This window comes from Lachnospira rogosae (ex Hitch et al. 2025), assembly GCF_040096455.1.
Lineage (GTDB): Bacteria > Bacillota > Clostridia > Lachnospirales > Lachnospiraceae > Lachnospira > Lachnospira rogosae.
In genome coordinates this window covers 338,529-352,454 of sequence record NZ_JBBMER010000002.1, presented here as the reverse complement: position 1 = coordinate 352,454, position 13,926 = coordinate 338,529, and the positions used below count along the sequence as shown (strand labels likewise).

Below are 13,926 nucleotides of genomic sequence, written 5' to 3'. Positions count from 1 at the left end.
ATTAATCTAAAAATTTATCTACCCAGCATTTCCAGGAAAAATGCTTATGTGCGTAAGCTCTTGCATTATCAGACAATGAATTAATATTTTCCAGAACACAATCTTTATCGGATAATGAATTAATAATTTCAGGAACACAATTATCATCAGCTGTGTTATTTAGAATATCCATAATGATATCAGGCACAGCTTCGATATTTTCAAGAGAGTATGTGTATACACCTTCATTTTCACCAATATTCAGAATATCAGTTAAATAGGTGCTTGCGTCAGTCAATGAAAGACAGCCATTCATAAGTGCAAGTGGAATTCTGTCGTGCATACCGCCTTTAAACCAGGGCATCTGGTTTAAAGACAGACGTGCATTTGAATATATGGCTGGAAGCCTGTTATAAGTAACTTCCTTTCGTATATCAAGATACTTAGTGTACTCGGGAATTAAGATATCACATTTATCGGCAAAAGCATCCCAGCCGTGTCCGTATATAGTTATTGGAATTCTGTTTTTAATTATTGTGCTTATAATCTCCTCACGGATAATACATTGCAGATATACATCTATTAGGAAATTATTGTGAAGATATTGTATTGTTGAAGAAGAATTGTCTAATATATTAAGGCTTCTAAGATATTGGACGGCTTTCTCCTGCGTAAATGAAGGATTATTAAGAAGTGCATTAAGCAGATAATCATTATCTATATCCTTAATTAGTGTATTTTTAGTGCTATTATCGTTGATATCTTTATCGTTAATATTATTATTTTGAATATTTAAGCCACTTTTGTTATATAAAAGTGCAACCTTTACAGGGTCAGTGTAAGTGCTTGTAAATAGCAGTTTTACCGCACGTTTACTACATTTATGGTATGATAAAGTGTTGTAGCTGCTGTCTGAATTAGTATCAGCCATATTGTCCTGACAGTATTTTTTAGAAATATTACTGATGGAATATTCATCAGCACTTAACGGAATAACCTTTACTTCCCTGATATGTGGGAAACTTTCCCTGATTAGCTTTGCGTGAAATGTATCAAGGCATATTACATTGTAATTGTTAAGCTGCACTTTAAGAGCCTTATAGTGGTAGAGTGGGTGGTCAAGAATGTAATGCCATACAGGAATATCAAAATTATTAAGAATGTATCCATTGTTATATTTAATACAGGGAATAGTCGTATTAATATCAATTATGGCATCTAAATCTGCGTTAAAATAAGGCTTAAGCAACATATATGCTGTATCAGCTAATGTGCCACTTAAACCTTTGGCTGGCTTTGGAATATTAAGATGTGTAACTTTAATACCAGCATTGATGAGTTCTTCTGATATACGCTGTTCAAAATATGATGTTGAGTTGTAGCATATATCTTTATAACTTAAGAATAGAATATGTCTGTATTTGCAATTATCCATATTAATCCTCATTATAATTATAAAAGTCTGTGCATTATAAAGTCATATATATCCTGGCTTGAGTCTTTCCATTTGTCACACATATCTTTAGCCTGGTCTTCTAAAGGTACTCCAAGGTTAAGCTCAATAAGTGTGCTGTCCCCTTCTTTAACCAGAAGATGTGCGATATAAGTTCCATTGGTAGTACGATAGTAGTCAGAAGTAGTTCCAACCTCGGATTTTAGTTCGTATTTGTTCCTTGCAAGATATGAATCAATATCTTCACGTATTGCAGGTGAAATCTTAGTATAGAAAAACGCTACAGTATCTTCGCCTTCCTGTGTGAGTTTGTACTGTGTACTGTTTCTGTAATTCATTTGCTGGATAAAGGAATCTTCAACTAATGAATTAATTGTTTCCTGAAATGTAAAATATGAAGTATATTCATTATCGAGCATAAAAGTTGATATCTGTACATTGGAAAGCGGAAAATTGACCTTGCTTAACATATACAAAATCATCAGCTTATAAAGCGTTGTCGAATCGGTATTCATACATAGTTCCGTCCTTGATAAATATTATTATCTTTGAAGTGTTTATTGAGTGAGTTCAATACAAGCTTCTTGTTAGAACTCCATAAAGGAGCTTTAAGTATTGATTTGGGACCATCGCCCGTTATTCTATGGACAACCATATCAGGTGGCAGATGAGTTATTATCTGTCCTGCAATATCCATATATTCTTCTAGTGAAAGCACATTAAAAAGACCTTTATCATAATCCTGGCAAAGGTCAGTACCTTGTAAAATATGTAAAAGCTGTATCTTAATTCCTGATGCACCACAGTGTGCGATGTAGTCAGCAGTATTTAACATATCAGTCATATTTTCATTGGGAAGCCCTGCTATCATATGGACAATTGGACGTATTCCAATAGAACGAAGAGTGCTTACACACTCATCAAATGTCTTAAGAGGATACCCACGCCTTATATAACGGGCAGTGTTCTCGTTGGTAGTCTGTAAGCCTAATTCAACCCATACAGGTTTTATTAAGGAAAGCTCAGCTAATAAATCAAGAACTTTATCATCTATGCAGTCAGGTCTTGTAGCTATAGATAAAATGTCTATGTCATCACGCCTGATAACCGGCATATAAAGATTACGCAGATAATCTATATCAGCATAAGTATTAGTAAAGGACTGGAAATAGGCGATAAAATGACCGCCATTATATTTGTTCTTTATTAATGCTTTGGCATTATCTATCTGTGTGTTAATATCCATATCGGATTTTCTGCCGCCTGCGAAGTCGCCTGAACCTCCGGCACTACAGAATATACATCCTTTTGTATCAATTAGCCCGTCACGGTTAGGGCAAGTCATTCCACCGTTCAGGGCTAATTTGTAAAGCTTATGGCCATATTCTTTTTGAAGAAATTCGTTAAGGGAATAGTAATATGGTAACATATATTACTTAATTAAGTCCATAACGGCTTTGGCAACAACATCGGTTACCTTAGGGTCAAATGCTTCTGGTAAAATATTAGTATCTGAAAGTTCTGAATCTGGAATAAGGTTAGCAATTGCTAAAGCTGCTGCAAGCTTCATCTCCTCAGTTATCTGTGTAGCACGTCCCTGTAATGCACCCTTGAATATACCAGGGAATGCAATAACATTATTAACCTGATTAGGAAAATCTGAACGGCCTGTACCGACAACTCTTGCACCAGCGGCTTTCGCAACATCTGGCATAATCTCTGGAACAGGGTTAGCCATAGCAAATATAATAGCATCCTTATTCATAGTCTTAACCATATCAGCAGTAACGATATTAGGAGCAGATACACCTACGAATACATCAGCACCGGCTAAAGCATCAGCAAGTGAACCAGTCTTACCTTCAAGGTTAGTAACGTCCATCATAGATTTCTGCATCCAGTTAAGACCTTCACTATTCTTAGAAAGAATACCAGATTTGTCGCACATAGTAACATTTTTAAAGCCGTAGGTAAGAAGAAGCTTAGTAATAGCAACACCGGCAGAACCAGCACCATTTATTACAACCTTACATTCTTCCTTTGTCTTTCCTGTAACCTTTAAACCATTGATAATACCAGCTAATACAACGATAGCTGTTCCGTGCTGGTCATCGTGGAATACAGGAATATCGAGAAGCTCTTTTAAGCGGCTTTCTATTTCAAAGCATCTTGGAGCCGATATATCTTCAAGATTAATGCCGCCAAATGCAGGTGCAATATTAACAACAGTCTTAATAATCTCCTCCGTATCCTGAGTATCAAGACAGATAGGAACTGCATTAACACCACCAAATGATTTGAATAACACAGCTTTACCTTCCATAACAGGCATAGCGGCGTGTGCACCGATATTTCCAAGACCAAGAACGGCACTTCCGTCAGATACAACAGCAATAGTGTTAGACTTTATTGTATATGTATAAGCGGCTTCTTTATCTTTGGCAATAACCTTACAAGGTTCTGCTACACCAGGAGTATATGCTAAAGCAAGGTCTTCCCTTGTTGTAATACTCATCTTAGGAGTTGTTTCAAATTTACCATTCCATTCTTTATGAAGCTGTAAAGCTTTTTCTGCATTAGTCATAAGATATATGTTCCTTTCGTGAATAATATTATTAAATAATCATATAGACTATATAATAACACAAGCTGAAATTATCATCAATATAAGTCTTTTATTTTTGGGAAAAATAATGTATAATAAATTACGAAATCTAAGATACATATTCGTATCGTTTCCCAGATTAATTTGTTATATATAGTTATTTTACAATTGATATTAGATTTAATCATAGTGTATATCCGGTATTTATGGGTAATAGCATTTTTATAATCAATAAATACTGGAATAAGTAAGGAGGTTTAGATGCGTGAGAAATTAGAAACACTTTCAGTAAGCGTATTAAGAGATTTTGCAAAAGATAAGAAGATAAAGAACATATCTGCTATGAGAAAGAGTGAGCTTATTGATGCTATTATTGCAGCAGAGGAAAATGAGAGTACTGTGGGATATACTGATAATGAGGCAACTGTTAATACTGTTACTGAACGGACAGTTAATAATTCTGAAACAGCTAATACTAATAATGAAGTAATAAATAATACCAATAATAATGAATCGGTGAATAATAATCACAGACAGCACCAGAACGAAAGATATGAGAAACGCCCATATCAGGAGCGTCAATATCAGGAACGTACATATCAGGAGCATACAGTTAATGAAGGTAAGGCTTCTTATGATGAAGCAAAAGAGCCAGAGATGGCGGATGGAATACTTGAAGTATTACAGGAAGGCTACGGATTTATAAGATGTGAGAATTTTCTTCCTGGCGAGAATGATGTGTATGTAGCACCATCACAGATAAGAAGATTTAACTTAAAGACAGGTGATATAATAAGAGGACCTAAGAAAGCCAAGACACAGGCTGAGAAGTTCTCCGCAATAATGTATGTTGAGTCTGTAAATGGACTTAATCCGGTTGTTGCACAGAGAAGAAAGGCGTTTGAAACGCTCACACCAATCTTTCCTAATGAAAGAATTCATCTTGAGAGGAATTCCAATACAATAGCGATGAGAATGGTTGATCTTATATCACCTATAGGCAAGGGGCAGCGTGGTATGATAGTATCACAGCCTAAGTCAGGTAAGACAACACTTCTTAAGCAGATTGCCAATGCGGTTACTAAGAACAACCCGGAAATGCACCTTATGATTCTTCTTATTGATGAAAGACCAGAGGAAGTTACAGATATTAAAGAGTCAATAACAGGTGATAACGTAGAGGTAATATATTCAACATTTGATGAACTTCCGGAAAGACACAAGAGAGTATCTGAGATGGTTATAGAAAGAGCTAAAAGACTTGTAGAACAGAAGCAGGACGTAATTATTCTTCTGGATAGTATTACAAGACTTGCAAGAGCCTATAATATGACAGTTCAGGCAAGTGGACGTACATTATCAGGTGGTCTTGACCCGGCGGCACTCCATATGCCTAAGAGATTTTTTGGTGCAGCACGTAATATGAGAGAAGGCGGAAGTCTTACAATACTTGCAACAGCACTTGTTGAAACAGGAAGTAAAATGGATGACGTAGTATTTGAGGAATTCAAGGGAACAGGTAATATGGAACTTGTACTTGACAGAAAGTTATCCGAGAAGAGAGTATTCCCGGCAATAGACATAGCCAAGTCGGGTACAAGAAGAGAAGACCTTCTTCTTGATAAGGAAGAACTTGAGGCAGTAGACATAATGAGGAAAGCCCTTAACAGCCTTAAGACAGATGAAGCTGCAGAAAGAATACTTGACCTGTTCACCAAGACAAGAAATAATGATGAATTCGTAAAGACAATCATCAAGAACCGTTATGTATAAAAATATTATATATAAAATATAAAAGCTGCGTTTGTTAATTCGTATTAATATATGGAATATATGGAAGTTAAAAAATTGGTAAGTTTTTTGTAAGTTTTTAAAATTAGTACTTGCATTACATATATGTGTATGATACAATAACAAAGCTGTTTATCAAAATGATAAAAAGAAATAAGGATAAATCATATAAAGATATTGTAAAGAGGTGAAAGTAATGAGAGAAGGAATACATCCAGCATACTATCAGGCAAAGGTTGTTTGTAACTGTGGTAACGAATTCGTAACAGGTTCTACAAAGGAAGAAATTCACGTAGAAATTTGCTCAAAGTGCCATCCATTCTATACAGGACAGCAGAAGGCTACATCAGCTCGTGGACGTATTGATAAGTTCAACAGAAAGTATGGTGTTAATAACTAGTTATGAACATAAAGTTGAGGTTGTCAAGACCTCAACTTTTTTTTGCGCGAGTAACGATGAGAATAGGAATATATAATGCTGTGAATCCTGCTTGCAGGAATTCACGGTATTATATATTTCTATTCGAGGAGCACCGCGACAGTGACAGAAGCTTTTGCTTCTGGAACGGCATCGTTACGAGTTAGCCACAACGTAAACCGATCACCTACCGCTATAACGGCCCAAAGCTCTATAGCGAAGCACTTAGAGCTTGTCCGGAGCACATCCAACAAACAGGCACTCTACAGCAAAGCGCATAGAGCTTGTCCGACAGGTCAATGAACAGGTGCTCTACAGCGAAGCGCCTAGAGCCCGTCCGTATATCTAAGCCCGTCCGGTTTACACACATTGTCCGCTAACCTCACCAATATTCCATCAAACAAATTGGAGGTCCAAACTATGAAACCATCAGGTATAGGTGGTCAGGCAGTCATCGAGGGGATTATGATGCGCAATAAAGACAAATACTCTATTGCCGTAAGAAAGCCTGACAATGAAATCGAAGTTACCGTTAGAGAAAGTAAGGTTCTTACTGAAAAACATAAATGGATGAGTTACCCTGTAATAAGAGGTGTAGTAAGTTTCATAGACTCACTCATAACAGGAATATCAACAATCAACTATTCGGCATCATTTTATGATGATCCAGATGAGCAGAAGAAGACCAAGGCTGATGAAATCGGCAAATCAATATTCAAAGACAAGTTTGAATCAGTACTTATGGCACTTACAGTTATAGTGTCAGTATTTCTTGCAGTTGGTTTATTTATGCTTCTGCCATACTATGTATCAAGACTTGTTAAAGGATATGTTGCCTCAAAGACACTTCTTAACCTTATAGAAGGCCTAGTCAGAGTTGCAATATTCATACTATATCTTGTTCTTATATCATTGATGAAAGATATTAAAAGGACATTTATGTATCATGGTGCTGAACACAAATGTATCAATTGCATTGAGAATGGTGCAAGGCTTACAGTAGAAAATGTTATGAACAGTTCAAGATACCATAAAAGATGTGGAACAAGCTTTTTATTTATAGTAATGTTTATAAGTGTTGTATTCTTCATTTTCATAAGAGTTGATAATACAGCACTACAGATTGTTATAAGACTGCTTTTAGTTCCTGTAATTGCAGGCGTATCTTATGAATTTATAAGATGGGCAGGACGTAATGATAATGGGTTTACAGTTGCTTTAAGCAGACCGGGAATGTGGCTTCAGAAGCTCACAACAAGAGAACCTGATGAGGATATGGTAGAAGTTGCCATAAAGGCAGTTGAGGAAGTATTTGACTGGGAAGCATTTTTGAAGGAATATTATCAGACTTCACTTGATATGGAAGCTGATATTAAGGCGGCAGAAGCCAAGCTTGCCCTGACAGGTGAATTAATACATAAGCCTAAGAAGACAAGAAAGATTGATGCCAGGGAAGTTGCTATGGCAGAAACTTTGAAATCTGTTGAAAGTAAGTCACTTGCAGGTTCGGATAAAGATAGTTCTAAGTCAGATACAGAAAATGGTAATTCTGACACATTAAATTCAGATACAGATGTTGTGAAGACTGATACAACTGATACAGGCAATGTTGAAGCTGAGCCAGACACAGTAAATGTTGTTGATGACACAGACAATGGCAATTCAGATGAGGATAATGCTAAGTCAGACAGTGAGGCATTACAGGAAAATGCAGAGTCAGATGATAAAGCACAGGAAAGCACAGAAGCTGATAATGAAACGTCACAGGAAAATGCCGATGATGATTTACCTGAGGGCTTTGAGATAGAAGACCACTACGAAACTGTTGAAAAAATCAAGACAGAAACTGGAAGCAAATATGCTTTTACAACAGAAAACGTTCAGGAAGATATTGACGAGTCTGAGAATATGTCTGTTGAAGAAGTAGAAGCAGCTTTCGAGATAGAAGAGACAGAACAGGAAGAAGAAAATATCAGTGCTGACGAAGTGCCATTATTTAAGCAGAGAGATAGAGAATAAGGTAGATATATGCAGTTAGATAATGTTAAGACTTTAAGGGATGCTGTTAATTATGGAAAACAGTTTCTTGAGGATTTCGGTATAGAAAATGCCCAGTATGATGCAACCGAGCTGCTATTGCTTGTGATGGGCATTAGTAGAACACAATATCTTATTAATTCAATGGATAAGATAGATAGTGGAAAGCTTGCAGAATACGCAGAACTTATTAATAAAAGGGCAGAGCATATTCCTTTACAGCACATTACCGGAACTGTGAATTTCTATGGCAGGGAATATAAGGTTAATGCCAATGTGCTTATTCCAAGGCAGGATACAGAAATTCTTGTAGAAGAAGTTATGAAGCTGACTAACTCTGAAAGCCGTGTGCTTGATATGTGTACAGGTTCAGGCTGTATAATTATATCACTTGCTGCATCAGGGCATACTTCTGAAAATGGAGCTGTTGCCATAGATATATCAGATGATGCACTAAAAGTAGCTGACTATAATAAAAAGTATAATAATGCAGATTATATTAAGCTTATAAAGAGTGATATGTTTAGTTCTTCGGAATGTGAGCAATATAAAAATGAGGATAACAGATTTGATGTTATAGTATCTAATCCACCATATATACCTACTAAAGATATAGATGAATTATCAGAGGAAGTAAGGCTGCACGACCCTGTGCTTGCACTAGATGGTGATACGGACGGTCTTAAATTCTACAAGGCGATAACTAAACAGTCTGTAAATTATTTAAAAGAAAATGGATATTTATGTTATGAAATAGGTTATAATCAGGCAGAAGATGTCCGTAATATAATGGAACAGTGCGGCTATTCTGGCATTAAGGTTATAAAAGATCTTGCAGGACTTGACAGAGTTGTAATTGGCAGGCTTAATAATATTAATTAATACCGTTAAACGGAGAAATGGAGAAATACAGCAATGAGTATGTTTGACAGATTAGAAGATACATTACGCCGTTATGAAGATGTAACAGCGGAACTTGGCAATCCGGATATTGTAACTGATCAGGACAAGTTCAGAAAATATATGAAAGAACAGAGCAATCTTGCACCTATCGTTGAAGCTTACACAGAATATAAGGCAAGCAAGCAGAATATAGAGGACAGTCTTCAGATGATAAGTGAAGAAAGTGATGAGGAACTTTTAGAGATGGCAAGAGAAGAGCTTGCTGACTCTAAGAAGAAGGTTGAAGAATTAGAGAAGAAGCTTAAAATATTACTTCTTCCTAAAGATCCTAATGATGATAAAGATATCGTGGTTGAAATCAGAGCTGGTGCAGGTGGAGAAGAAGCAGCACTTTTTGCCGCAGAACTTTTCCGTATGTACTCACACTATGCAGATACTAAGGGCTGGAAGATAGAAGTAGTTAATGCTGATGAAACTGGTATCGGCGGTATGAAGGAAGTAGAATTTATGGTTAAGGGACAGGGTGCATACTCTGTTATGAAGTACGAAAGTGGTGTACACAGAGTACAGAGAGTTCCTGTAACAGAATCTAACGGAAGAATTCAGACTTCGACAGCTTCTGTAGCAGTTATGCCAGAGGCAGAGGAAGTTGATATCCAGATAGATGATAAGGATATCCGTATTGATGTTATGCGTGCCTCAGGTAATGGTGGACAGTGTGTCAACACAACTGACTCAGCAGTCCGTCTTACTCATTATCCTACAGGTATAGTTATCTACTCACAGACAGAAAAGTCACAGATACAGAACAAAGAAAAGGCTTTCGCACTCTTAAGGGCTAAGTTATATGACCTTGAAACACAGAAAGCACACGATGCAGAAGCAGATGCAAGAAGAAGCCAGATAGGTACTGGAGACAGAGCTGAGAAGATAAGAACTTACAACTTCCCACAGGGACGTGTAACAGACCATAGAATAGGTCTTACACTTTATAAGCTTGATAAGATTATGAATGGTGATATTCAGGAAATTATCGATGCCTGCATAGCAGCCGACCAGGCGGCTAAGCTTGCTAAGATGGGTGAGGAATAAAATATATAATAACAAGTTGTAATATATGCAGTAATTGCAGTTGTGTCTATGGGTGTAATCGTGTTTGTAAAAAGACGTAAGACAGCTTAATTGAAACACATCTATTCACATATATATGAATATATATTTATAAATGTATATCAGACCAGTAAATTCTTAGTAGTTTACTGGTCTTTTTTATATTTAATAAAAAGTAATCATTTTAAAAGGCAGACTCTATTGTAGCTAGTGGAAAGAATACATAGCATAATGTCAGACCTTTTTGCATTATTATATATTAATTATTGTATATTAAATGAGACTTATCGTACAAAGTGGCTATATTAAATAATTACAATATTAGCACAATCCATATCTTCGCCAAGATTGTATACACGACCGCTTGTTATGCCGACTACAGTAGGGCGCAGTATATAGCTGTTGTTGTTGCTTACAACCTTGGCTTTCTCGCCATTGCTTAATTCCACGATTGAGTCAACAGGGTACAGAATAATACTCTCAAGAAAGCTTTTCATAGCCTTGATGTCAAGCTCCTCTGTCATAGACATAATAAGCTCGATTGCATCTTTCTGGGAAAATGCTTTCTTGTAAGGACGTTCTGTGACAAGTGCATCATATATATCGGCAACTGCAAGTATTCTTGCATAAGGAGTTATTCTTGGAGCGTCAAATCCAAGAGGGTATCCATTGCCGTTAATCTTTTCATGGTGCTGTAGGACAGCCATACATATATCGTTATTAAATTCATTACATTCCTGTAACATATGGTATCCAAATACAGAGTGCTGTTTCATAACAGCGAATTCTTCATCTGTAAGTCTGGCAGGTTTGTTAAGTATTGAAGCTGGTACTTTAGTCTTTCCGATATCGTGTAGAAGTCCGGATACACCAAGCTCATATATCTGCTTATCAGGCAGACACTGTTGTTTGCCGATAATCATAGCCATAGTTGCCACGTCAACACTGTGCTTGAAAGTGTATTCATCACTTGTCTTGAGTGTGCTTATATCAATTGCTATTGCGTTGTTGGCATTAATAGCGTCCATCAGGTTAGAAGCGATGCTGTCAGCAGTGTCTGAGAGTTTTTCAGATTCTGTGTTAGCATATATGTATTGAATTCCTTCAGCGACACGGTTCTTGACACTGTCAGAAAGCTTTACCTTGGCAGGGTCATCTTTGTGGAGTCGTTCAATCTGTTTCTTAGCCTCAGGAGTTATCATCTGCTCGATATTATCGGGTTCAGGTTCACCCTCCTGTATATATACGTTCATAATACCCATTCGTAAAAGAGAGTCAATTACATAATCGTCAAGAATAGAACCTCTCATAACGAGATTTCGTCCTGTACGGTCCAGAATTGTCTGGTCAAGCTTCATTCCTGGTTTAAGCTGCCTGGTTCTCATAAAATGTCTAGTAATCATATTACTCCCCAATTCCTAATATAAATACTTAATTAAATGTCAAATCTTAGCTTAGTATGAGTTTATTATACAATAGAATACCTGTGTTTTCTATAGAAGCAGTTCATTAATTTTCCACAAATTTTCCATTATTCAATCACAAATTTTAGTTAACATATGTTCAAACAAAAATATCTAAGTAAAAACAAACAATTTTTACATAGAAACGGAGGATTACAATGAGAAAAAAGATTAGTGCAAAAATACTTGTGCTTGTTGGCGTATTGTTCGCGGCAGGTGCGGCAGGAATAATAATGGGAATGATACTTATTAACAGTATGAATGATAAGAGCCAGAATATATCCAATGAGTGTATGCAGGCAGTAACATTGATGGCAGATACACAGACATCAATTGAAAAGGTGCAGAAATATGCCAACAGCTCGGCAGCATTCAGAATGCAGAGCCGTGTTAATGGCGGCAGTAATAACAATACAGCAGGCAGTAACAGTGATAATAGTGGAAATAATATAACTGATAACAACAGTAATAATGCTGGTGGCAACACACAGCCAGCAGGAGCTGCTGATAACAGTGCAGGACAGTCGGGAACAGATACAGCAAAGCAGGGTATGGCACAACAGTCAGGTGATACTAAGGATAATGCTACAGATATGCAGGAAAATATGGAGAATGTAATTCAAACATTGACAGATACATTTGATGAGCTTGAAGCTGTAATTAATAAGTTCGGCAATGCAGAGGTTCTTGAAGGACTTAGTGAATATAAAGAAGTATATGATGAATACAGCAGTAAAATCCAGTCAATCTTAAGTGGTGACAGTTCAAGTATGGATGATTTCTTTGAGCTTACAGCTGAAGGTAATGATGGCATAACAACTAAGATTGAAAATGCGGCAGATAACCTTAACGCTTTAATAAGTGCACAGGTAAGCAGTGCCTCAGATGAACTTAACAGCCAGTATTCTTTATCAGTAAAAGCATTTTCTGCAATACTTGTAGTTATGATTATTATGGGTGTGGCAATTACTTTAATGATATTTGCAATTATAAGACCTCTAAAGTCAGCAAGCAGCCAGCTTAATAATATGATAGAAGATATTGAGGATAATAATGGCAACCTTACAGCAAGAATTAATGTTATGTCGGATGATGAAATTGGCATATTGGTAGACGGAATTAATATATTTATTGAGAAGTTACAGCTCATAATGAAGGAAATTAATGTACAGTCTGAGGTGCTTAGGACATCATCAGATAATATGAACTTACAGGTGGCAGATGTTAATAACAATGCTAATGAGGTATCAGCGGCAATGCAGCAGATGGCGGCTTCTATGCAGGAAGTGTCTGCAACAGTAGAACAGATTAATGCAGGTGCAGATAATATATTTGAGGCAATTGTCAATGTCAATGAGCAGATAGAACAGGGCAATAAGATAACTGGTGATATACAGAACAAATCCGTTAAATATATGCAGGATACTAATCGTGGCAGGGAAGCAGCTAATGCTATGGTACAGAATATAAGAGAAGGACTTACAGGTTCTATTGAGAACAGCCGTCAGGTTGAAAGAATACAGCAGCTTACTGATGATATTTTAAATATATCATCACAGACTAATATGCTTGCACTTAATGCAAGCATAGAGGCGGCAAGAGCCGGAGAAGCAGGAAGGGGATTTGCGGTTGTTGCAGAGCAGATAAGAAATCTTGCTGATGAGAGCAGAAATATAGCTAATAATATTCAGGAGATAAGTCTTATTGTCACAGAAAGCGTATCAGCACTTACAGGCGATTCACAGCGACTTATAGATTATGTTGATGAAAGCATACTTGCAGATTATGAAAAATTTAGCGGCATTACCAATGATTATAGAAATGATGCTTCAAGAGTTAATAATATATTAAAGAATTTTGCAGAAAATGCCAGAACTTTAAAGAACACAATGGCAGAGACGAATTCAGGAATTAGTGATATTTCAACTACAATAGATGAAAGTACTAAGGGTATTAATGAAGCGGCTGATGGTGTGAGCGGAATTGTCAATTCTATAGATGATATAGAAAAAGAGGCAGAGAATAATATTATTATAGGACAGAAGCTTCAGTGTTATGTCCAGGTATTTAAGAAATTCTAATATATAAATTTAATATATAGCAGCTTCACACTATACTTAATCTTCCAAATGTAATATAATAGTTTAGATTAAGATAATTTAACTAT

At 36.5% G+C, this 13,926-nt stretch carries 11 protein-coding genes; 6 read left to right on the top strand and 5 right to left on the bottom strand.

Annotation, left to right across the window (positions count from 1 at the left end; genetic code table 11):
- Nucleotide 1 precedes the first annotated feature (1 nt).
- Genes WMO14_RS03930 through WMO14_RS03915 form a run of 4 tightly spaced genes read right to left on the bottom strand, consistent with a single transcriptional unit; the run spans nucleotide 2 to nucleotide 4,016 of the window.
- Nucleotides 2–1,414 carry a CgeB family protein gene (locus WMO14_RS03930; RefSeq protein WP_022502594.1) on the bottom strand — a complete coding sequence of 471 codons (1,413 nt, stop codon included), beginning with the start codon at nucleotides 1,412–1,414 and terminating at the stop codon, nucleotides 2–4.
- Nucleotides 1,415–1,431: 17 nt separating this feature from the next.
- The gene (locus WMO14_RS03925; protein WP_022502595.1) at nucleotides 1,432–1,947 is read right to left on the bottom strand and encodes a DUF4364 family protein; all 516 of its coding nucleotides are present in this window, start codon (nucleotides 1,945–1,947) and stop codon (nucleotides 1,432–1,434) included.
- Nucleotides 1,944–2,861, bottom strand: coding sequence for a tRNA modification radical SAM protein MnmL/YtqA (gene mnmL / locus WMO14_RS03920; RefSeq protein WP_055174083.1), 918 nt, complete (start codon nucleotides 2,859–2,861; stop codon nucleotides 1,944–1,946). Before mnmL ends, WMO14_RS03925 begins: the two co-directional genes overlap by 4 nt.
- Before the next feature lie 3 nt (nucleotides 2,862–2,864).
- Entirely contained in the window at nucleotides 2,865–4,016 is a 1,152-nt protein-coding gene (locus WMO14_RS03915; protein WP_022502597.1) for an NAD(P)-dependent malic enzyme, read from the bottom strand.
- Nucleotides 4,017–4,298: 282 nt separating this feature from the next.
- On the opposite strand from WMO14_RS03915, the gene rho reads away from it, so the two are divergent.
- The 5 genes from rho to prfA all read left to right on the top strand — a co-directional run bounded on the left by rho (nucleotide 4,299) and on the right by prfA (nucleotide 10,278).
- Entirely contained in the window at nucleotides 4,299–5,810 is a 1,512-nt protein-coding gene (gene rho, locus WMO14_RS03910) for a transcription termination factor Rho (protein ID WP_022502598.1), read from the top strand.
- A gap of 214 nt (nucleotides 5,811–6,024) precedes the next feature.
- Nucleotides 6,025–6,228: a 50S ribosomal protein L31 gene (gene rpmE / locus WMO14_RS03905; RefSeq protein ID WP_022502599.1), complete on the top strand. Its 204-nt coding sequence runs from the start codon at nucleotides 6,025–6,027 to the stop codon at nucleotides 6,226–6,228.
- A gap of 438 nt (nucleotides 6,229–6,666) precedes the next feature.
- Entirely contained in the window at nucleotides 6,667–8,265 is a 1,599-nt protein-coding gene (locus WMO14_RS03900; RefSeq protein WP_349153309.1) for a DUF1385 domain-containing protein, read from the top strand.
- 9 nt (nucleotides 8,266–8,274) lie between these two features.
- Nucleotides 8,275–9,165 (top strand): peptide chain release factor N(5)-glutamine methyltransferase, encoded by an 891-nt coding sequence (prmC, locus tag WMO14_RS03895; protein WP_349153308.1) that lies wholly within the window; start codon nucleotides 8,275–8,277, stop codon nucleotides 9,163–9,165.
- A gap of 39 nt (nucleotides 9,166–9,204) precedes the next feature.
- Nucleotides 9,205–10,278: a peptide chain release factor 1 gene (gene prfA / locus WMO14_RS03890; protein ID WP_055174317.1), complete on the top strand. Its 1,074-nt coding sequence runs from the start codon at nucleotides 9,205–9,207 to the stop codon at nucleotides 10,276–10,278.
- A gap of 323 nt (nucleotides 10,279–10,601) precedes the next feature.
- Here the strand turns inward: prfA and WMO14_RS03885 are convergent, their stop codons facing one another.
- Nucleotides 10,602–11,699, bottom strand: a complete 1,098-nt coding sequence (locus WMO14_RS03885; protein ID WP_349153307.1) for an HD-GYP domain-containing protein — start codon at nucleotides 11,697–11,699, stop codon at nucleotides 10,602–10,604.
- 218 nt (nucleotides 11,700–11,917) lie between these two features.
- Here WMO14_RS03885 and WMO14_RS03880 point away from each other — a divergent pair, with 218 nt between their 5' ends.
- The gene (locus WMO14_RS03880; protein WP_349153306.1) at nucleotides 11,918–13,840 is read left to right on the top strand and encodes a methyl-accepting chemotaxis protein; all 1,923 of its coding nucleotides are present in this window, start codon (nucleotides 11,918–11,920) and stop codon (nucleotides 13,838–13,840) included.
- The last annotated feature ends 86 nt before the right edge of the window (nucleotides 13,841–13,926 follow it).

Coding starts and splice junctions, on each gene's coding strand:
- WMO14_RS03930 (WP_022502594.1), bottom strand. CDS start 1,414: ATGGATAATTGCAAATACAGACATATTCTATTCTTAAGTTATAAAGAT.
- WMO14_RS03925 (WP_022502595.1), bottom strand. CDS start 1,947: ATGAATACCGATTCGACAACGCTTTATAAGCTGATGATTTTGTATATG.
- mnmL (WP_055174083.1), bottom strand. CDS start 2,861: ATGTTACCATATTACTATTCCCTTAACGAATTTCTTCAAAAAGAATAT.
- WMO14_RS03915 (WP_022502597.1), bottom strand. CDS start 4,016: ATGACTAATGCAGAAAAAGCTTTACAGCTTCATAAAGAATGGAATGGT.
- rho (WP_022502598.1), top strand. CDS start 4,299: ATGCGTGAGAAATTAGAAACACTTTCAGTAAGCGTATTAAGAGATTTT.
- rpmE (WP_022502599.1), top strand. CDS start 6,025: ATGAGAGAAGGAATACATCCAGCATACTATCAGGCAAAGGTTGTTTGT.
- WMO14_RS03900 (WP_349153309.1), top strand. CDS start 6,667: ATGAAACCATCAGGTATAGGTGGTCAGGCAGTCATCGAGGGGATTATG.
- prmC (WP_349153308.1), top strand. CDS start 8,275: ATGCAGTTAGATAATGTTAAGACTTTAAGGGATGCTGTTAATTATGGA.
- prfA (WP_055174317.1), top strand. CDS start 9,205: ATGTTTGACAGATTAGAAGATACATTACGCCGTTATGAAGATGTAACA.
- WMO14_RS03885 (WP_349153307.1), bottom strand. CDS start 11,699: ATGATTACTAGACATTTTATGAGAACCAGGCAGCTTAAACCAGGAATG.
- WMO14_RS03880 (WP_349153306.1), top strand. CDS start 11,918: ATGAGAAAAAAGATTAGTGCAAAAATACTTGTGCTTGTTGGCGTATTG.